Raw genomic sequence first — 20,377 nt, 5'->3', positions numbered from 1 at the left:
AGTTTATCGCTGGCGTGAAGACTTCATCTTCCCTCGCGAGGCTAGCTCATCGGCCCAAAGCGCTCCATAACCACAAGGGTCAGCAAAGCGAATCCAGCAAGGCCGCAACAAAAAACAACGATCCCAGCATAGAGATCAAAACGAAAAAGCCCTCCATCTCGGAGGGCTTTCGTATGTCTGTAGCGGGGCTTGCCTCGTCGAGGCTGCGATTGTCGTCGCTGGCTTAAATACAAACACTGAACACGGTCGCTCCTGGCGCGGCGTGAGCCGCAGAACGTCTAACAGGACACACCTCGCGACGACCCAACAATGCCGAGCGGTCATCAAAGACTTAATACCAGCTTGAGATGAGAGGCTGCAAAGCAATCACTTTTGTGCCGCTCGCCTGCGGTTCTCCTCATGCGACGAACTCGCCACCAGTTTCATTGCGGCAGCGAGCAGGACGATAGCGCCGGGCAGCACGAGAGTGTTCCACTCCAGCTCTCCCTCGGTTTCCGCGATGAGCGTCGCAAAATGAACCACCAAATACAAAATGATGACCTGGAAGAAGAGAATCTTCAGTTCATTAATTGTGGACAGTAGCATCCACCTCGGCACTTTTCGACGCTCATCATCCGACACATCGAAAACGAATCCGAACGTAATCGCATATGCAAAGATGATCAGAATGATGCCGAAAATGAACTTGTCGGTAGAACGCAGCACTGCGGCGATAACGGACGAACTTGGATCCATGCGAACGGCCGCGAATGCATTGCCGAGCGTCAGAGTGCCCTCCCAGAACGTGAGCGCAGCACCGCTTAGAAGGCCTAAAGGCGCGATGATGATGACATAGCGCAGCGATAGAAACAGCGAGAGCATAAACGTACTCCGTCGGCAGAACTGACGGTGGTCAAACCACCTTGCAATGTCGGGGGCAACGGCTCCATCAGGCATGCCCAGCACCCCGTATCAGCAGAAGGTATCGATTATTCCTGGACCTGAAGATAGGAGGAAAGGAGCTTTGGCCAATCGTTCAGGCTATTCAGATATTTACGCGTACGGTTGGCAAAGCATAGCCCGGACCGCGCCGCCTCGCCATTGCCGTGGGGGCATTCCAGGTCGAAATGGACTTGAAGCATAGTCTTGGGATTCCATGCCGATTACCGGGACTCCAGGGCAAGGCTAAAGTGGCAATTCGACGGACACGACCAGTCCGCCAGGAGCGCGTGACGATGGCTTCAGATTCAGATCGGCATTTTTCCGTTTGGACATTGATGGCGATGGTCGTGGGCTCAATGGTCGGGGCCGGAATTTTTTCTCTTCCGCAGGCCTTCGGACGCGCGACCGGACCGTTCGGCGCACTGATCGCATGGTCGATCGCCGGTATCGGCATGCTGATGCTAGCCTTCGTATTTCAGACACTGTCTCGACGAAAGCCGGAGCTGGACGCAGGGATATACGCTTATGCAAAAGCCGGGTTCGGCAACTATCTCGGGTTTCTCTCTGCGCTTGGATATTGGTCGGCTGCCTGTCTCGGCAATGTTTCGTATTTCGTCCTGATCAAGTCGACGCTTGGCTTGTTTTTCCCCGTCTTCGGGGACGGTAACACAATCATAGCGATCCTCTGCTCATCGATCTTGCTGTGGCTCTTTCACACGCTCATTCTGCGCGGTGTCAGGGGTGCAGCCGCGGTCAACACCATCGTGACTTTCGCGAAGATCATTCCAATTATCCTTTTCATTGCCTTTGTTGCCTGGGGATTCCATGCGGATATTTTCGCGGCCAATTTCTGGGGCGGCGAGGATGTCAGTGTCAGCAACGTCGCCAGCCAGGTTCGCGCCACGATGCTCGTGACCGTCTTCGTGTTTGTCGGAATCGAAGGCGCCAGTGTGTATTCCCGTTATGCGCGGAACCGCAACGATGTTGGAGTGGCAACGCTTGTGGGTTTCCTCGGCGTATTATGCCTGCTTGCTCTTGTCACGATCCTTTCCTATGGCGCCATGTTGCGCGCCGATCTTGCAGGATTGCGCAACCCGTCCATGGCCGGCGTTCTGCAAAGCGTCGTTGGGCCTTGGGGCGCCGTATTTGTCAGTTTGGGATTGTTGATTTCCGTTCTGGGCGCCTACCTGTCGTGGGTGCTCCTCGCCGCAGAAATTCTTTTTTCGGCCTCGAAATACGGAACCATGCCGCAGTTTTTGTCGCACGAAAACAGGAATGGGGTGCCGTCGAATGCGTTGTGGCTCACCAATATCGTGGTCCAAACATTTTTGATTCTGACGCTATTTACACAATATGCGTTCAGACTTGCGCTCGAGCTGACGAGCTCGATGATCCTCGTTCCCTATCTCCTCGTTGCTGCTTACGGGCTTAAACTTGCCTGGTCGGGCGAAACATACGACCGGGATCCGGCCGGCCACAGGACGGATCTGATGCGTGCAGGGATCGCTCTCATATACACTGCGGGCTTGATCTATGCGGCCGGGACAAAACACCTGCTGCTGTCGGCGGTGATCTACGGCCCCGGTTCAATGCTCTTTATTATTGCGCGTCGAGAAAGGGGCAAAACCGTCTTCACCCCAAGCGAATTGATCATGTTCGCAGCTGCCGGTCTTGGCGCGGCAATAGCGATCTATTCCATCACAACAGGTCTCATTTCCGTCTGACCGAAGGCTGTAATGGTGCGCATCCACGGCGCCATTGCTGGCTCAGCCAGTCGCAGCGTTTCATTGTGGTCCAAAAGGTCGTTGCTTGCGTAAGTCGCCACGAAAATCGGGACGCGAAGAATGCTCGTGGGATTCTATGCTGATCCACTGGAGGACCGAACAACACTATAATTCAAATCAGCACCCGCTGCGGTCAGCGCACTCGGACATTTGATAGAGTTTTGTAGGGGACACCATGACTTCAGACTCTACTCAGAAATTCTCGTTGTTTGCGCTAACGGGGATGGTCGTCGGCTCGATGGTCGGCGCCGGCATATTCAACCTGCCCGGTCGGTTCAGTGCCGCAACAGGCCCATTTGGCGCCATGATCGCCTGGGCGATAGCGGGGACCGGCATGTACATGCTGGCCCGCGTGTTTCAAGCGCTTGCCGAGAAAAAGCCGGATATCGACTCGGGTGTGTTCGCCTATGCCAAGGCTGGCTTCGGCAACTACATGGGCTTCTTGTCGGCTTTTGGCTACTGGCTCGGTAGTTGCCTTGGCAACGTCTTCTACTGGGTGCTGATCGGCTCGACGCTGGGGCGCTTTTTCCCTGCCGTCTTCGGCGACGGAAGCAGCGCCACTGCGATCATCGTGTCGTTGATAGGTATCTGGGCATTTCATTTCATGATCCTGCGCGGCGTCGAGCAGGCGGCGTTCATCAACACCATCGTCACCATCGCCAAGATCGTGCCAATCCTCGTCTTCATCCTGATGTTGATCTTCTCCTTCCACTACGGGCAGTTCGCCGAAAACTTCTTCGGCGGCGTCGGCATGCCGGAAAAGTCATTGGTCGCGCAGGTGCGTGACACCATGCTGATCACCGTGTTTGTTTTCCTCGGGATCGAAGGGGCGAGTGTCTATTCGCGCTTTGCCAAAGAGCGCGCGGATGTCGGCACCGCCACGATTCTGGGGTTCGTCGGCGTTACCGGCCTGATGGTGGCGGTCACCCTGCTGCCCTACGCAGCGATGCCGCAATCGGCTATCGCAGCCGTGCAGCAGCCTTCGATGGCCAGCGTTCTCGAGGCGGTCGTCGGTCATTGGGGCGCCGTCTTCATTTCCATCGGCGTTCTGGTCTCGGTTCTTGGCGCCTATCTCGCCTGGTCGCTGATTTGCGCCGAGGTCCTGTTTGCTGCCGCCAAATCTGACGACATGCCGAGGCTTTTTGCCGCGCAGAACGGCAATCGGGTGCCCGCCAATGCCCTGTGGCTGACCAACATCGTCGTGTCGCTATTCATCATCTCCACCTATTGGTCCCGGGATGCGTTCAACTTCATGCTCGACATGACCAGCGTCACGGCTCTTTTGCCCTATCTCCTTGTCGCGGGTTACGGCGTTCTGCTCGCCCGCAGTGGCGAAGGCTATGAAGAAACCGCCAATGAACGCGGCCGCGACCAGATCTTTTCCTGGATTGCGGTCATCTACACGATCATCATGTTCATCGCCGCCGGGCTCAAATATGTGCTGCTCGTAGCGGTCTTGTTCGTGCCAGGCACAATTCTCTACGTCTGGGCGCGGCGTGAGCAGAAGGTGCAGATGTTTACGTCCGTCGAACTCATCGTTTTGGCCGTCACGGTGATCGCCGGCTTGATCGGCGCCTACGGTCTGCTGAGCGGCACTATCACGCCTTGATAGGGAGGTAGAAGAATCATGACCCAAGACATCAAATTTGGCGTTCACTCCGAGGTCGGCCAGTTGCGCAAGGTGATGGTTTGTGCGCCTGGTCGTGCCCATCAGCGCCTGACGCCGACCAACTGCGACGCCTTGCTCTTCGACGATGTTCTCTGGGTCGACAACGCCAAGCGCGATCATTTCGACTTCATGACCAAAATGCGCGACCGCGGCGTCGAAGTGGTGGAGATGCACAATCTGCTCGCTGAAACCGTTGCGGTTCCTGAAGGCAAGAAGTGGATCCTCGACAACCAGGTGGTGCCAAATCAGGTCGGTCTAGGCCTCGTCGATGAGATCCGCAGCTATCTTGAAGGATTGTCCAACCGCGAGTTGGCGGAAACTCTGATCGGTGGCCTGTCGACGCAGGAATTCCCTGAGACGCACGGCGGCGAGATGTTGAAGCTGGTACGCGAGGCGGCTGGCGTCACCGAATATCTGCTGCCGCCGCTGCCCAACACGCTGTACACCCGCGATACGACCTGCTGGATCTATGGCGGCGTGACGCTGAACTCGCTCTATTGGCCGGCACGCCACGAGGAGACCATACTCACCACCGCCATCTATAAATTCCATCCTGACTTCGCCGGCAAGGTCAAGGTATGGTGGGGCGATCCGACCAAGGACTGGGGTCTTGCCACGCTCGAGGGCGGAGACGTCATGCCGATCGGCAAAGGCAATGTGCTCATTGGCATGAGCGAGCGCACTTCGCGTCAGGCGATCAGCCAGGTTGCCGCCAATCTCTTCGCGCAAGGTGCAGCCGAACGGGTCATTGTCGCGGCGATGCCAAAGCTGCGTGCCGCGATGCACCTCGACACAGTGTTCACCTTTGCAGACCGCGACTGCGTGCTGCTCTATCCCGATATCGTCAACGGCATCTCCGCCTTTTCGTATCGGCCCGGTGCAACGCCGGGGACGGTCGAACTGCACAAGGATAAGGGAACATTTGTCGAGACTGTCCGCGATGCTCTGGGCCTCAAGGAGCTACGTATCGTTGAAACGGGTGGTAACGACTACATGCGCGAACGCACGCAGTGGGACAGTGGTGCCAATCTCGTTTGCGCTGCCCCGGGTGTCGTCTTCGCATATGACCGCAACACCTATACCAACACGCTTTTGCGCAAGCAGGGTATCGAGGTCATTACCATCATAGGCGCCGAGCTTGGCCGCGGTCGTGGTGGCGGCCATTGCATGACGTGCCCAATCATCCGCGACGCGGTGGATTACTAATTCTGGGATGCTTTGATCGCTGTGGCAAATACTGCGCACGCTTTATAGTAGCAAAGTTCAACGCCTACTGTGCGGAGGGTTAGTTGCAGGCGAAAATCATTGCTTTGGGAAGATCATTCTCAATTTTCGGTTTGGTTGTCGGTACTGTCTTCTTCGCTGCATCCCTAAGCCCGAGCCTGATGCCACGAACTTACCTGGTTCAAGGCATTGTTGCCGGTTTCTGCGCAGCGCTGGGTTATGGGATCGGCGTCTTGATGCGTTGGCTTTGGCTCTATTTGGAATTGCCGCTGCCGCGTATTCGAACATTTGTGAAGATCGCGTCTCTTGCCATCTGCGTCGCAATTGCGGCTATCGTTCTCTGGAGAGCGACTGAGTGGCAGAACTCCATCCGGAAACTGATGGGGCTCGATCCAGTGCAAAGCGCGGAGCCTTTTGAGCTTCTCGTCATTGCGCTGGCGGTGTTCGGCTTGCTGGTATTGTTCGCGCGGCTCTTCAGGCTGACTTGCGTGGTTCTCGCGGCTTTGTTCGAACGGTTTCTTCCAAGACGAGTGTCCATTCTCGTGGGCGGTTTGATTGCGGTCGGATTGTTTTGGTCAATCGCAGAGGGCCTTCTTTTCAGAACAGCGTTGCGGATTGCGGATACGTCATTCCAGCAGCTCGACGCCATGATTGACGATGATCTGGCGATGCCGGGTGATCCTCTAAAAACAGGCAGTGCGGCTTCTCTTATCGACTGGAAAGAACTGGGTCGGCGGGGCCGCGAGTTCATTATTTCCGGGCCTACAGGCGCTGAAATTGGCAATTTCTTCCACGAAAACGCTCCCGACCCTATCCGGGTTTATGTCGGACTTAACAGCGCAGATACCGCTGAGGAGAGAGCTCGGTTGGCTTTGGCGGAGCTCAAGCGAAACGGGGCTTTTAAGAGATCCATTCTGATCGTCATTGTTCCAACGGGGACTGGTTGGGTCGACCCCGCGGCAGTGGACACAGTCGAATTCCTTCACAAGGGCGACGTTGCGAGCGTAGCCCTCCAGTATTCATACCTGAGCAGTTGGCTGTCGCTGTTAGTCGAGCCAGCCTACGGCGCAGAAGCGGGGCGCGCGCTTTTCCGTGAAGTTTATCGCTATTGGATCACACTCCCTCGTGATCAGCGCCCGAAACTGTACCTGCATGGCCTCAGCCTCGGCGCAATGAATTCAGAGCTTTCGGCCGATCTCTTCGATATCGTTGCCGACCCGTTTCAAGGCGCGCTGTGGAGCGGGCCTCCCTTCCAGAGCCGCACGTGGAAGTCGGTGACTGCGAATCGCAATCCGGGTTCGCCCGCCTGGTTGCCGCGTTTCCGCGACGGCTCCATCGTTCGATTTACCAATCAGCATAATGCGCTAAACATCCCGGGTTCCGTCTGGGGGCCGATCCGGATCGTTTACCTGCAGTATGCCAGCGATCCAGTAACGTTTTTCGATTTTCATTCGCTCTACCGAGAGCCTGATTGGATGAAGATGCCACGCGGTCCGGATGTATCCCCTGAGTTTCGCTGGTTCCCCCTGGTCACAATGACCCAGCTTTTGCTGGACATGGCAACAGCCACCACATCTCCGATCGGGTATGGCCATGTCTATGCACCGGAACACTATATCGATGCGTGGATTGCCGTCACTGATCCGCAGGGTCTTTCCCCCGATGATGTTCTCCGCCTCAAGACATTTTTCGAGAACAAGTTTCGAAGTGGCGCTGAGGTGGCCGCGCACGGATAGGGTTTTAATCAAATACGGCGCCGGTCGACTGTAGCGTCGTATGCATTGCTGACGGCGCACTCAAAAAGAGACGCAACGCATCACTCTGGGATTCTGTGCCAATTTCCTCGCTCCATTCGCGCGATATGTTTTCGATGTGGCCTCGTGATCAAGGTCTAAGGGTTCGGTTCACAACTTGGAGGGTGTCATGTCTAGTCTGATCGCCATCGTCTATCCAACGGAAGCAAAGGCTGAGGAGGTGCGCCGACGCCTTATCGAACTGCAGAAGGAGTATTTGATCAAACTTGGTGACGCTGTCATCGCAACAAAGACACAGGGCGGCAAAGTCAGGCTGAACCAGCTTGTAAGTATGACGACGTCTGGAGCTGTGTCGGGCAGTTTTTGGGGCCTTCTCGTAGGTGTCCTGTTTCTGAACCCGCTCATCGGCGCGGCCGTGGGGGCGGCATCGGGAGCCATAGCAGGCGCACTAACCGATGTCGGCATCGACGATGCATTCATGAAAGACCTTGCGAGCAGCCTGCAGCCCGGGAATGCGGCGTTGTTTGTGCTGGTGCAGGAAATGACGGCCGATAAGCTGCTGAAGGAAATATCCGGTTTTGGCGGTGTTGTGCTTAAAACCTCCTTGGATGAGACCAAGGAGCAGATTTTACGTGACGCCCTGCAGAAAGATGCGGCAGCGTAATTGGCCGATGTTCACGCCTGAAGCGTAACCCATTGTGATCGCCGGCATTGAGCCGGCGAGAAGGAGGTATGCGAAAATCGAAATTTTCGAAGTCGCCAGGCAATCCAGGCGACGCCCAATCGGCGCATGAGCATCCTGATATTCCGTTTGGCGAGCCGATAGGGAGTGAAACATGACAGGACAAAGGCAATTCGGACCTATTGCGACCGGCATTCTGATTCTTGCCCTCCTTCATTTCGCTCAAGCGATCTTCGTTCCGCTTGCATTCTCGCTGTTTCTCGTCGCGTTGGTTTGTCCAATCCAATCCGCACTGCAGCGGTGGTTGCCGCAGCTGATAGCGCTGCTTCTCACCCTTATTCTAACGATGGCAATCATTGCCGCCATCAGTTCATCGGTCGCTTGGGGGTTCGGCAAACTCGGTCAATGGCTTTTCGCCAATGCGGGCCGTTTCCAGCTCATCTACGCGAGCTGGACCGATTGGCTGGAAGGACATGGCATAGCAATCGCCGGCGTGCTCGCCGACCGTTTCGATGTGCGGTGGCTGGTTGGCTTCACGCAAGGAATGGCTGGGCGAGTCAATAGTTTTGCCGGCTTCGCACTGCTGGTCCTTGTCTTCACCATGCTTGGTCTGCTCGAGGTTGACGATTTCAACGAAAGACTGAAGACCCCTGCTGCACAGCCTTATGGCGCGCACATTCTCCTTGCAAACCGCGAGATTGGCATGAAATTGCGCCGCTTCATGATCGTGCGCACATTCGCCAGTTTGTTGACGGGTCTCGTCGTCTGGATGTTCGCGCTCGCGGCAGGGCTGGAACTTGCGGCCGCTTGGGGCGCGATCGCCTTTACGCTCAATTATATCCCGTTCTTGGGTCCGTTTGTCGCAACGGTATTGCCGACACTGTTTGCCATTGCCCAATTCGAGTCATGGCCGATGGCGGTCGGGGTCTTCGTGGGGCTTAACCTGATCCAATTTATTATTGGGAGCTATCTTGAGCCGCTGCTGATTGGTACTTCTCTTTCGATTTCGCCGTTTGCGGTAATTTTCGCAGTGTTTTTTTGGAGCTTCATGTGGGGTGTTCCTGGCGCCTTCATCGGTGTGCCAATTCTCATTGCCTTCATTGTCTATTGCTCAGGCGAGCAATCCACGAGATGGATCGCAACACTCGCTTCGCGAGGGTCGTCACGCTGACCGGCCCAGATTCACGGGGCCGGTCAGCGTGACGATCCTCGCTGTTCCGCCCTCTCTTCTTCCCGAGCACCATCGACAGGGCGGGTGAACCGGCCGGAAAACCATTCTGCAAATCGTTCCACAACGACAAACAATCCCGGGATCAACAATATTCCCACGGTCGTTGCCGCCAACATGCCTCCAAGGATGGTGACGCCAAGTGCTTGGCGGGCGTTGGCACCGGCGCCCGTTGCGACCACCAGCGGGATCATTCCCAAGATAAACGAAACGGCAGTCATCATGACCGCCCTAAAACGCTGAGCCGCTGCGGAAACCGCTGAATCAACGATCGAGAGCCCGCGCTCCCGCTCAACTCGCGCAAATTCGACGATCAGGATGGCATTTTTCGAAGCAAGGCCAATCAGTAGAACGATACCAATCTGGGCATATAGCGAGTTTTCCAGTCCTGATACCGCAAGCGCCGTGATTGCGCCTAAAGCGGCAAAGGAGAGCGAGAGGATGATGGAGACCGGCAGGGTCCAGCTTTCGTATTGGGCAACAAGAAACAGGAACGCAAAGATGAGCGCCAGCGCCAAAATCATAGGGGTCTGCGCCGCAGATTGCCGTTCCTGCAGGGAGAGCCCTGACCATTCGTAGCCGTAGCCTTCAGGCAGCACTTCTGAGGCTGCGCTCTCGAAAGCCGCCATCGCCCGCGCCGAACTGGTTCCCACGGCCGGAATTCCGTTTATAGGAGCGGCGGGGAAAAGATTATACCGCGACAGCGAAAACGGTCCAAGGTCTGGTTCCAGGGTTACCAGAGTGCGCAGGGGTACCATCGCGCCATCACGGCTTCTGACACGCAGATTGAGAACATCATTCGGAATTGTTCTGAACTGGCTGTCCGCCTGCAGGTTGACCTTGAATGATCTGCCGTCATGGGTGAAATCGTTGACATATCGTCCGCCGAACTGCGCACCGAGCGTAGAATAAATTTGATCGACGCTCACGCCCAGGCTTTCGGCCCGCACGCGATTGACATTCACGAAAACCCGGGGGACATCCGCCGAGAAAGAACTGGATGCAACGGCAATCTCTGGTGTCTGGCCGGCTGCGGCTATCAGCGCCCGCGCCACCTGACTGATGTCTTCCGGCGACTGACCCAGGCGTGCTTGCAGCCTGAAATCCAATCCTCCCACCTGCCCGATGCCGGGGATGGGCGGAGGAGCGAATACAGCAACGTTGGCCTGCGGAAGGGTCGAGAAGCGCGCATTGAGCGATGCCAGTAAGGCTGTTGTTGACAGGTTTGGCGCGTCTCTTTTTTCCCAGGGATCCAGCATGACAATGGCGAAGCCGCCATTCGGCACAGAGCCGCCCTGCAGAAGGCTGAAACCGGATATCGTCACGACCTTCGCCACGCCCACCGTTTCTCGCAGCGCCGCTTCAACCTGTTGCATCGTTTTTTCCGTGGTCGAAAGTGTGGATGCATTGGGCAGCTGAAGATCCACAAAGAGGAAGCCCTGATCCTCATCCGGCAGGAATGACGACGGCACTTTCAGGAAAAGCAGCATTGCTACGACGATCGTGGCAGCAAGGATGCCAAGAACAATGACGATACGCCGAGCGAGACCGCTGACAACACGGGTATAGCCATTGCGCGTCTTTTCCAGCACGGACTCGAATCTTGCCAGCGGTCCGCTGAGTTCTGCCGGCTTGCGGAGCAGGGTCGCGCAAAGGGCCGGGCTCAAGGTTAAACCGATAAAAGATGAAAAGACGAGCGATGCGGAGATTGTGATCGCAAACTGCCGGTAAAGCTGGCCGTTAATGCCTTGCAGAAATGCCGTCGGAACAAACACGCCCAGTAGCACCATCGTCGTGGAGATGATCGGGCCGGTGACCTGTAGCATGGCCCTTTCGCTGGCAGTTTTTGCGTCCAATCCCTCATCTTTCATGAGCCGTTGCACATTTTCCACGACGAGAATGGCGTCATCAACAACAAGTCCCGTCGCCAATATGAGCGCAAGCAGCGTGATGAGATTGATTGAAAACCCCGCGACATAAAGAACGGCGAATGTGGCGATCAGCGATGCCGGAATGGCAAGCGCAGGAATGATGGTGGCGCGCCATTCTCCAAGAAACAAGAAGGTGACTGCCACGACAATTATGAAGGTGATTGCGAGCGTTATGATGATTTCGCGAATGGACGCTCGCACGAACTGCGTCGAGTCATAAACTGGCTCATAGGTCAGACCGCGCGGAAACTGCTGCGAGAGAGTTTCAAGTTCCTTGGTCACCGCATCTGCCGTACCCAGCGCATTGGCGCGCGGTGCCTGATTTACGACGAGCATTGCGCCAGGAGCGCCGTTCACTCTCACGCTGGAAGCATAGCTTTGCGCCCCGAGTTCGACCCGGCCGATATCGCGAATGCGAACGAGAGCGCCCGCCTGGCCTGTCTTCACGATAATGTCGCCGAAGGCTTCGGTCTCCTCAAGTCGTCCTTGGGCGACCAGCGTGTACTGAACCTTCGCATTGTCTTGCGAAGGTGGACCGCCGACCTGGCCGATCGACGCCTGAATATTCTGGGCCTGAATTGCCGATGCGACATCATCCGGTGTTATTTCGAGCGCTGCCATGCGCACGGGATCCATCCAGATGCGCATACTATACTGGGACGATCCCATGACCGACGCTTCGCCGACACCCGGCACGCGCGATAGGGCGTCTGTCACATTCATGGAGAGGTAATTTGCAATGTCGAGTTCGCTGAGCGTGTGATCCGGGGAATAGAAGCCGAAGGCCACCAGGAAATCAGGAGAGCGGGCTCGCACGGTGATCCCCTGCTGGGAGACCGCAGCCGGCAACTGTGCGGTCGCAAGCTGAGCACGATTCTGGACGTTGATCTGGGCGAGGTTGGGATCGGTGCCGACGGCGAAGGTCACCGTTAGCGTATAGGTACCGGCATCGGAGCTGTTTGATGACATATATATCATGTCATCGACGCCATTGATCGCCGTTTCCAGCGGGTCCCCGACCACCTTTGCGATAACCTCGGCATTGGCGCCGGGATAGAAAGCCGAAACCGTGATGCTTGGCGGCGTTATGTTGGGATATTGGGCAATGGGAAGCCCGAAAATCGATAGGCCGCCGGCAAGGCACAAGATAATGGCGACGACAATTGCGAACCGTGGACGGGAGATGAAGAAACCTGAAATCATGGCTGCTTCCCAGCATCTTGCTCGACGGGCTGGACAGCGATACCATCGGAGAGCCGTTGCGTCCCTTGCACAACGATCTTTTCTCCCGATTTCACACCCTGTCGGACAGCCCACAGATCACCGACCTTCGCCCCGGTGTCGATACGGCGTTGCCGAACAATATTGTTCTCGCCCATCACGTATAAGAAGCGACCGTCGCGGTCTTGCAGGACGGCGGTTTGGGGCACGGATGGCCCCATAGCCTGGTGGGCGCTGCCGACAATGAGCTTGACGAACTGGCCAGGCATCAACAGTCCCTCGGGATTTGGGAATATCGTTCCGACGGTTGCTGTTCCTGTTCTTGAATCGACTTCTGGCGATAGGAACTCCAGAACACCATCCTGGTTGTAAACGCTGCCGTTTGGTAACCTCAGGCTCAATTTCATGGCCTCTGCTGTCGATTTCATCTCCGCCGCGTCTCTTTGACGATAGGTTGTGATGTCTCCTTCGGTGACAGAAAAGGCAACGCGCACCGGATCGACCTGCACCAGTCGAACAAGCGCTCCGACATCCGGACCAACGAAATTGCCCTTGGTAAAAAGCGGCTGACCGATGCGGCCCGAGATCGGCGCTGTTATGCGCGTGTAGGAAAGATCGAGTTCAGCTTTCGTGAGGCCCGCCTGAGCTGCGGCAAGGTCGGCGGTCGCAATCTCAAAGGCTGTCTGGGACTCTTCATAGGCGGCGCGCGCCACGGTGCTGCGTCGGACAAGTTCCGCATTCCTGTTTCGATTATCCGTGGCCTGCTGAAGGGTTGCCTCGGCACGTGCGACCTGCGCCTTGGCAGTGGCGACGGCAGCTTCATAGAGCGCAGGCTCAATGACAAACAGAATATCGCCCTCTCTTACGGCCGCGCCCGGACTGAATGCGACTTCCTCAATGAAACCCGAAACGCGAGCGCGAACGTCCACCGCCTCCAGGGCCTCTACGCGGCCGATATTCTCACTCGGAGATTCAACCGGTCCATCGACAACCGATTGCACCACGACAGTGGGGGGCGGCCGGCCCACAGGAGGGGTGTCCTGCGCTGAAATGCGGACCGGCAATGCTGAAAAAAAGATGAGCCAAGGAGAGATGGCAAGGATAGTCCAGGAGATATTTTTCATCTGGATCTCCAAGGCGATAGCATCGTCGCACGGAGAAAATATATATTGCAGACCACTCTGCGAACAAGAAATTCCCCACCACTCCACATAGAAATGGACTGATTGCCAAGATTTGGGACGTGGAGCGAATAGAGAACAGTTCGACCTGTTGCGCGCGCCCAAGAGATGTGTCGGCAATTTGCTGCTGACGTGCAGGGGTGGTCCGAGCTATTCCGAGTACCACCCAGAAGTGGCATGCGAGTGTTCGTATGTTGTTTACCACGTCGGCGCTGCAGTTGTGGCGGGCGATCCCGTGCAGCTTTGGATGTAAGCAACATCTAAACAATCCGGATTAATTGTGTTATGCACTATTGCTACGCAGGGGTGAGTATCTGGCCGTCGGGGGGAGTGATGTCGGAGCAGCATCTTCGGAAAAGGGTGATTTGCTTGATTTCAGTAGACGTAGCCGCGGTAGGTGACCGGTTGCGTGCTCTCCTAGTTATTGGGAGTGTGAAGCTATGAGAGCCGAAGGCGCGATTGGAAGAGATATATTGGCCAACGGCACAATCTCAGATGCAAAGCCCGCGGCGCCGAAACAAACACCAGTTGAGCCCGAACAGGGAGCACGTGGCCCCAAGCACCTGCCCACTTATGAGCTCACGACACACGATCTTCCCCCAGGATACCAGTTTGAAGCTTGGCGCAACAACTTTGCACCCATGCTCGAGTTCGACGAACCGGACGACGTGACAGTCGGCTTTGGCGGCAAGCAAGTGACCTGGGACCTCGGTTGCCTTGCATTCTCTCGCATCGAGACCGACGCATTGGGATTCGTCAGCCTGCCCGGACATACACGAAGGGATCCACTGGATCATTGGACGCTGACAACGTTACTTTACGGGTGCGTAAATACTATCGCACCAGCCAGGACGTTTGAAGGCAGTGCGGGTGTGGTTCAGGTCCATACTCTCGGCCGACCCTTCGAAGGGAATATCACCAATAGTGAAATGCTGATGTTGTTCGTTCCACGTGATTTTTGCACCGAAGTAACGGGCGCCCTGAATGCTGCGGAATTCTCCAATCTCAGCACCGGAATGGGTCGACTGTTCACGGACTACATGATTGGTCTTGCCAAGCGGCTGCCGGTGATTGATGAAGCTGAACTTCCAGCACTGGTGGCTGCCACGCGGGCAATGATACTCGCCTGTGCGTCGCCTTCTGCAGACCATATCGAAGAAGCGCGGGAGCCGATTGCGTCGGTGCTGATCGAAAGGGCGCATCGAATTATCCAGGCCAGATTATTCGATCCGAAGTTTGGAGCAGAGTCCCTGCGTCGGGAACTTGGCGTCTCGCGCTCGCGGCTCTATCGCCTGTTCGAACCGTTCGGCGGCGTTATGCATTATATTCAGCATCGGCGCCTGCTAGATGCACATTCGGCACTGAGTGACCCGACCGACCAACGCCGTATCATCGAGATCGCTGAGCAACATTGTTTCAACGATGGGACGGAATTCAGCCGCGCTTTCCGCCGCGAATTCGGTTGTAGTCCCACCGACGTAAGGAGCGGACAAAAGGCCGATCTGCCGTACAAGCCGGCGACCGATCTGAAGGCGTACGCGCCTGAAGAACGGTTTGGCGTGCTGCTGCGCCGGCTTCACGGCTAAGGCGGACCGACGATCGCTTTAAACAAGACAGGAGCGGGACCGCATCCGGTCTGGGAGCGCTGAAACCAGCGATCTGTTCTCGCTCTAGCAGGACATCAGCGGTGGAGATAGGCGCAGGTGTTGTTTTCAACCATGCGCAGTGGTAGTATTCAGTAGTAGCGTTGCAGCTTTGGCGCGCGCTTTGTATGTTTCGTCTGTGAGTTGCTTCTAATTAGCAGAAAATCTCTCGCACATGAGGAACATACTCAGCCGCCACTCAACGGTGCCTCCGCCTGTTTGTCTTAAACGTGAACGGATATACTGGAGGAAAAAATGACCAAGTGCACGATAGGTCTTACTCTCTTAGGCTGCCTTGCCTTGTCTGGCTGCCAGTCTTCTTCGACGTCCCAAGCAGGACGCAGTAATGAGTTCGGTTGCATCGCCGGTACGGTCGGCGGCGCGGTCGTCGGCGGATTGCTTGGTGCGACCATTGGCTCGGGGACCGGGCAGCTCTGGGCTGTTGGCGGCGGCGCTACGCTGGGCGCTGCGGGCGGCAGTGCGTTGACATGTCATTGACGCGAAAGGTCGGAATTATGAAAAGAGTAGTCCTGTTGACGGGATTCGTTTTCTTTACCGCCATTGCGGCCACCGCGCAGAACCAACCGGTCGCTATGAACCAGGGCCAAATGGACCGGCTCGATCGTGACAAGAATGGAGCGGTCGACCGATCTGAATATCAAGCCTTCATGACATCGGCCTTCACGAGCCTTGACAAGAACAAGGACGGCAGCCTGAACTCTGACGAAGTTGTCGGAGTTCTGACCGCCCAGCAATTCTCCGCCACCGATGCCAACGGTGACGGCAAGATCAGCCAGAACGAGTTCCTGAATAGGGTGATGGCGGACTTCAAGGCCGCCGACCGCGGCGGCGACGGAAGCCTGCAGTAACGCACAAGCGACCCAAGCGCCAAGGCAACGTGTTTCCGCTCCCTCTAAGCGGTAGCGACGGCCGGGTGGTGTTCGTCCGGCGGGCTGCACTCAGGCGACCCTCACATAGTTATCATATCGGTCTCGTGAGGCTCAAGGATGTGGGACCAAATTCGCTTACTCGTCGCGTCGCAAGTTGCGAATTCGGTCGAAAAGAACGGCAAGGACAATTGCACCGCCGATAAAGCAGCCTTGCCAGAAGGCGTTGATGCCGAGCAGGCCAAGACTGTTGCGGATCACCTCGATGAGCGCGGCGCCGATCAATGCCCCAAAGGCGGTGCCGACGCCGCCGGCCAGATTGGCGCCGCCGATGACCGCAGCGGCGATGACCTGAAGTTCCATCCCGGCGCCGATATTTGTGGTGACAGCGCCGAGCCAACCGGTTTGGATGATGCCGGCAACCCCTGCCGACAGGGCGGAAATCATATAGACGATAACCTTGATCCTCTGCACGGGAACGCCCGTCAGTGTCGCGGCGTGCTCATTGCCGCCGATGGCAAAAACATAGCGGCCGAACTTGGTCCAGCGCAGCACAAAACCGGTAATAAGTGCCAGCACGATCATGTAAAGCACTGGATTGGCGATGCCGAAAAGCCAAGCGCCGCCACCCAGCGCCAGCAGCTTGTCGTGATCAGGCCCGAACTGGAAAACGACAGTGTTGTTGGATGCGACCATCGCAAGGCTGCGCGCAATCGACAACATTCCGAGCGTGACGACGAAAGGCGGGAAGCCGAGATAGGCAATCAATAGGCCGTTGAAAGCTCCGACCAAAAGAGCGGTACCGATCGAAGCGGCGATGCCGACCTCAATGCTGTACCCCGCGTGCATGACGACCGCCAGCACCATGCTGCACAGGCAAAGCACGGAGCCAACGGACAAGTCGATGCCGCCGGTGATGATGACCAGCGTCATGCCCAGCGCGATAATTGCGACGAAGGTGACGTTGCGGGTGATGTTGTAGATGTTCTTTGCCGTCGCAAAGGAGTCTGTCGCCATCGACAGAAAAATGCAGGCGAAAATGACCGCAATCAGAACCCAGAATGTCTGGCCGCCCAAGATCGCCGCAAGCCAACTCCGTTGCTTCTGTCCGATCGTCTGGTCAAGTGTAATCGCCATCGTCGACCTTCTTTCTAGCTGCTGCAACGGATAGCATCGATCACACCTGTTCGATGGCGCCGGTGATGAGCCCCGTCACTTCCTCGGGCGAACTTGCCGCAATTGGCTTGTCGGCTACTTTTCTGCCCCGCCGCATCACGATCACGCGGTCTGCGACCGAAAAGACGTCGGGCATGCGGTGGCTGATCAGGACTACGACAATGCCCCGGTCACGCAATTGGCGGATCAGATTCAGAACCTCGGCCACCTGCCGCACGGAAATGGCTGCTGTCGGCTCGTCCATCAGCACGATTTTCGCTTCCGACAGCATCGTGCGAGCAATCGCGACCGCTTGCCGCTGTCCACCCGACATTTGCTTGACGAGATCGCGCGGCCGCGTCTCGGATTTGAGTTCGCGAAATATCTCGCCGGCGCGCTTGTACATGGTCTTGTAGTCGAGGATGCGAAGAGGCCATACGCCGCGGCGCAATTCTCGTCCAAGGAACACGTTCGCTGCCGCCGTAAGATTGTTGCAGAGCGCCAGATCCTGATGAACGATCTCGATGCCATGCAGCCGTGCCTCCTTCGGCCGATGAAGCACGATTTCGGCGCCATCGAGACGCATGGTTCCGTGGCTCGGTCGAAAGTTGCCGGCGATCATCTTGACTAATGTGGACTTGCCGGCACCGTTATCACCCATGAGGCCGACCACTTGCCCCGCTTCGAGCGAAAACGAAACATCGTTGACGGCCTGGATGGCACCGAAATGTTTGGAAATATTGGTGAGCTCGAGAACCGCCACCAGCCTCCTGGCCTCCCAAAAACTTGTCGCTATCAGTTCGCTCTGGACCCGGCTTGTTTTCGACGAGGCTCAAGCGAATTCGCCTTTCCAATATCCTCCCAGGAAAAGCGATTATTAGCATTTACGCAAAACCCCGTGACAGCGTCAACTCATTGTCCGAGGTGTTGGCCCTATTGTAACAAAAATCTGTTTTGTCGGACAAATATCATTTGACGGAAGCGGCGTCCGAATATTAGCTATCAGTGGGAGAGAGAGCATGCTGATCCTTGTTACCGGTGCGACGGGCAAGGTCGGGCGGCGCTTCATTGCTGGGCTGCTTGACGATCCGAGATTTTCCAAAGCTCGTATTCGCGCGCTTTGTCATAACCGTTTGTGCGAGGCGACCGACCGTGTCGAAGTCATCCGCGGCTCGATCGCCGATCGGGATGTTGTGGCCGCAGCGCTCTCTGATGTTACCCATGTCGTGCATCTCGCCACATGCAAGGAAACGCCTGAAGATGTCATGGATGTCACGGTCAAAGGTCTCTTTTGGCTGCTTGAGGAGTTCCGTGCGAGTGTCACGGCAGGCCAGTTCATCCTGATCGGTGGCGATGCGGGCATCGGGCATTTCCACTATCGCCACAATGGGCCGATCACTGAGAGCGCACCCCATTGCGCCTATCCGGGAAGCTACGCGCTCTCCAAGGTTCTGGAAGAGGTCATGCTGGAGCAGTTTGGCATTCAGTACGGCCTCAATGGCTGTTGCCTGCGTGCGCCCTGGATCATGGAAAAGGACGATTTCAAATATTCGCTGTCCTTCGGAGACGACGTGTTCGGCGGCCCGGACTGGAAGACACTCGTTCCGGAAGAAGCCGCGCGGGGCTATGCGGCCATGGGTACGGTGCCGCTGCTGCTCGATGCTGACGGCCGTCCGCTGAAACGCAACTTCGTGCATGTCGATGACCTCGTATCTGCAATATTGGCAGCGATCGACAACCCCCGGGCGGAGCGGCAACTCTTTAATATCTGCATGGATCGACCTGTCGACTATGCTGAGGTCGCCGCCTACCTGGCGCGCACGCGAAGTCTCGGCTCCGTCGACATAGCGAGCCGCTTTCATTCCAATTGGATGGACAACAGCAAGGCGAAATACCTGCTGAATTGGCGGCCAAACTACGATCTCGAAATGCTTATCGACTCGGCGTGGCAATACGAGCGTTCGAAGGAGGAGCCTCGCATCGTCTGGTATCCGGGTTGATTTCGTGTGGCGGGCATGCCGTGCCCGTCTGTTTCAAGGGAGGAAACCATGAGGAAGGCATTACTACTTACAGCCGCAGTTTTAGCACTGACAGCGGGGCAGGCCCTGGCCAAGAAGCAACTCGTCATCGTCGTCAAGGGCCTCGACAATCCGTTCTTCGAAGCAATCAATCAAGGTTGCCAGAAGTGGAACAAGGAAAACCCGACTGCGGAATATGAGTGCTTCTACACCGGTCCGGCATCGACATCCGATGAAGCCGGCGAAGCGCAGATCGTGCAGGATATGTTGGGCAAGGCAGATACGGCTGCAATCGCGATTTCGCCGTCAAATGCAAAGCTCATCGCCCAGACCCTGAAGACCGCCAATCCGACGGTTCCGGTGATGACGCTCGATGCCGATCTTGCAGCCGAGGATGCAGCGTTGCGCAAGACCTATCTCGGCACCGACAACTATCTGATGGGCGCACGCATCGGCGAATACATCAAGAAGGCCAAGCCGAAGGGCGGCAAGATCTGCACAATCGAAGGCAATCCGGGAGCGGACAATATTCTACGTCGTGCCCAAGGTATGCGTGACACGCTCACTGGCCAGAAAGGGCTGACCGCGCTGAAAGGCGAGGGCGGTTGGACGGAAGTCGCCGGCTGCCCGGTCTTCACCAATGATGACGGCGCCAAGGGTGTGCAGGCAATGACCGATATCCTGGCGGCCAATTCCGACCTCGACGCATTCGGCATCATGGGCGGCTGGCCATTGTTCGGCGCGCCGCAACCCTATCGTGACCTGTTCAAGCCGATGGCCGCCAAGATCGCCAGCAACGATTTCGTCATCGGTGCCGCCGACACGATCGGTGACGAGGTTGCTATTGCGAGAGAAGGCCTGGTGACCGCACTCGTCGGCCAACGGCCGTTCGAGATGGGCTATAAGGCACCTACGGTGATGATGGATCTGATTGCCGGCAAGGCAGTTGAAGATCCGGTATTCACCGGGCTCGACGAGTGCACGAAGGACACAGTCGATACCTGCATTCAAAAGTAGGCTCGCGGTTTGGCGCACCCGGTACAAGGGTGCGCCGACTGCCTCCACGAAACGGATCGAAA

The 20,377-nt window shown here is 56.7% G+C and carries 17 protein-coding genes; 12 read left to right on the top strand and 5 right to left on the bottom strand.

What is annotated here, in order from left to right:
- Nucleotides 1-227, top strand: a 227-nt coding sequence (locus PMI11_RS37935) for a hypothetical protein (RefSeq protein WP_210161447.1), incomplete at its 5' end; no start/stop codon positions are given.
- A gap of 139 nt (nt 228-366) precedes the next feature.
- On the opposite strand, the gene PMI11_RS14860 is transcribed toward PMI11_RS37935, so the two are convergent.
- Nucleotides 367-861: a YqhA family protein gene (locus PMI11_RS14860; RefSeq protein ID WP_007818369.1), complete on the bottom strand. Its 495-nt coding sequence runs from the start codon at nt 859-861 to the stop codon at nt 367-369.
- A gap of 353 nt (nt 862-1,214) precedes the next feature.
- Here PMI11_RS14860 and PMI11_RS14855 point away from each other — a divergent pair, with 353 nt between their 5' ends.
- The 6 genes from PMI11_RS14855 to PMI11_RS14830 all read left to right on the top strand — a co-directional run bounded on the left by PMI11_RS14855 (nt 1,215) and on the right by PMI11_RS14830 (nt 9,205).
- The gene (locus PMI11_RS14855; RefSeq protein WP_007818367.1) at nt 1,215-2,645 is read left to right on the top strand and encodes a basic amino acid/polyamine antiporter; all 1,431 of its coding nucleotides are present in this window, start codon (nt 1,215-1,217) and stop codon (nt 2,643-2,645) included.
- 235 nt (nt 2,646-2,880) lie between these two features.
- Nucleotides 2,881-4,314 carry a basic amino acid/polyamine antiporter gene (locus tag PMI11_RS14850; RefSeq protein ID WP_007818365.1) on the top strand — a complete coding sequence of 478 codons (1,434 nt, stop codon included), beginning with the start codon at nt 2,881-2,883 and terminating at the stop codon, nt 4,312-4,314.
- Nucleotides 4,315-4,332: 18 nt separating this feature from the next.
- Nucleotides 4,333-5,580, top strand: coding sequence for an arginine deiminase (gene arcA, locus PMI11_RS14845; protein ID WP_007818362.1), 1,248 nt, complete (start codon nt 4,333-4,335; stop codon nt 5,578-5,580).
- Between the two features lie 83 nt (nt 5,581-5,663).
- A complete protein-coding gene (locus tag PMI11_RS14840) occupies nt 5,664-7,334 on the top strand; it encodes an alpha/beta hydrolase (protein WP_007818360.1) in 1,671 nt (556 codons plus the stop codon).
- Nucleotides 7,335-7,521: 187 nt separating this feature from the next.
- Nucleotides 7,522-8,016: a DUF1269 domain-containing protein gene (locus PMI11_RS14835; protein ID WP_007818359.1), complete on the top strand. Its 495-nt coding sequence runs from the start codon at nt 7,522-7,524 to the stop codon at nt 8,014-8,016.
- A 172-nt stretch (nt 8,017-8,188) separates the two neighbouring features.
- A complete protein-coding gene (locus PMI11_RS14830; RefSeq protein WP_007818357.1) occupies nt 8,189-9,205 on the top strand; it encodes an AI-2E family transporter in 1,017 nt (338 codons plus the stop codon).
- A 23-nt stretch (nt 9,206-9,228) separates the two neighbouring features.
- Here PMI11_RS14830 and PMI11_RS14825 read toward each other — a convergent pair whose 3' ends face one another.
- Together PMI11_RS14825 and PMI11_RS14820 are read right to left on the bottom strand one after the other, a co-directional pair.
- Nucleotides 9,229-12,396, bottom strand: coding sequence for an efflux RND transporter permease subunit (locus PMI11_RS14825; protein WP_007818354.1), 3,168 nt, complete (start codon nt 12,394-12,396; stop codon nt 9,229-9,231).
- Nucleotides 12,393-13,538, bottom strand: a complete 1,146-nt coding sequence (locus PMI11_RS14820; protein ID WP_007818353.1) for an efflux RND transporter periplasmic adaptor subunit — start codon at nt 13,536-13,538, stop codon at nt 12,393-12,395. Before PMI11_RS14820 ends, PMI11_RS14825 begins: the two co-directional genes overlap by 4 nt.
- A 530-nt stretch (nt 13,539-14,068) precedes the next feature.
- On the opposite strand from PMI11_RS14820, the gene PMI11_RS14815 reads away from it, so the two are divergent.
- The 3 genes from PMI11_RS14815 to PMI11_RS14805 all read left to right on the top strand — a co-directional run bounded on the left by PMI11_RS14815 (nt 14,069) and on the right by PMI11_RS14805 (nt 16,107).
- A complete protein-coding gene (locus PMI11_RS14815) occupies nt 14,069-15,181 on the top strand; it encodes an AraC family transcriptional regulator (RefSeq protein WP_244430574.1) in 1,113 nt (370 codons plus the stop codon).
- 312 nt (nt 15,182-15,493) lie between these two features.
- Complete coding sequence (locus PMI11_RS36480; protein ID WP_007818350.1) at nt 15,494-15,736, top strand: hypothetical protein; 243 nt, start codon at nt 15,494-15,496, stop codon at nt 15,734-15,736.
- Between the two features lie 17 nt (nt 15,737-15,753).
- Nucleotides 15,754-16,107, top strand: coding sequence for an EF-hand domain-containing protein (locus PMI11_RS14805; protein ID WP_007818348.1), 354 nt, complete (start codon nt 15,754-15,756; stop codon nt 16,105-16,107).
- Between the two features lie 156 nt (nt 16,108-16,263).
- On the opposite strand, the gene PMI11_RS14800 is transcribed toward PMI11_RS14805, so the two are convergent.
- Nucleotides 16,264-17,262, bottom strand: a complete 999-nt coding sequence (locus PMI11_RS14800) for an ABC transporter permease (protein WP_007818346.1) — start codon at nt 17,260-17,262, stop codon at nt 16,264-16,266.
- 40 nt (nt 17,263-17,302) lie between these two features.
- On the bottom strand, nt 17,303-18,043 hold the full coding sequence (locus PMI11_RS14795) for an ATP-binding cassette domain-containing protein (RefSeq protein ID WP_007818344.1): 741 nt from the start codon (nt 18,041-18,043) through the stop codon (nt 17,303-17,305).
- Between the two features lie 256 nt (nt 18,044-18,299).
- Between PMI11_RS14795 and PMI11_RS14790 the strand changes: the two genes are divergently transcribed.
- Together PMI11_RS14790 and PMI11_RS14785 are read left to right on the top strand one after the other, a co-directional pair.
- A complete protein-coding gene (locus PMI11_RS14790) occupies nt 18,300-19,280 on the top strand; it encodes an NAD-dependent epimerase/dehydratase family protein (protein WP_007818342.1) in 981 nt (326 codons plus the stop codon).
- Nucleotides 19,281-19,328: 48 nt separating this feature from the next.
- Complete coding sequence (locus PMI11_RS14785) at nt 19,329-20,315, top strand: substrate-binding domain-containing protein (protein WP_007818339.1); 987 nt, start codon at nt 19,329-19,331, stop codon at nt 20,313-20,315.
- Nucleotides 20,316-20,377 lie beyond the last annotated feature (62 nt).

This window comes from Rhizobium sp. CF142, assembly GCF_000281145.1.
In the GTDB taxonomy this organism is placed as follows: domain Bacteria; phylum Pseudomonadota; class Alphaproteobacteria; order Rhizobiales; family Rhizobiaceae; genus Rhizobium.
This window is presented reverse-complemented; position numbering and strand designations above follow the sequence as displayed.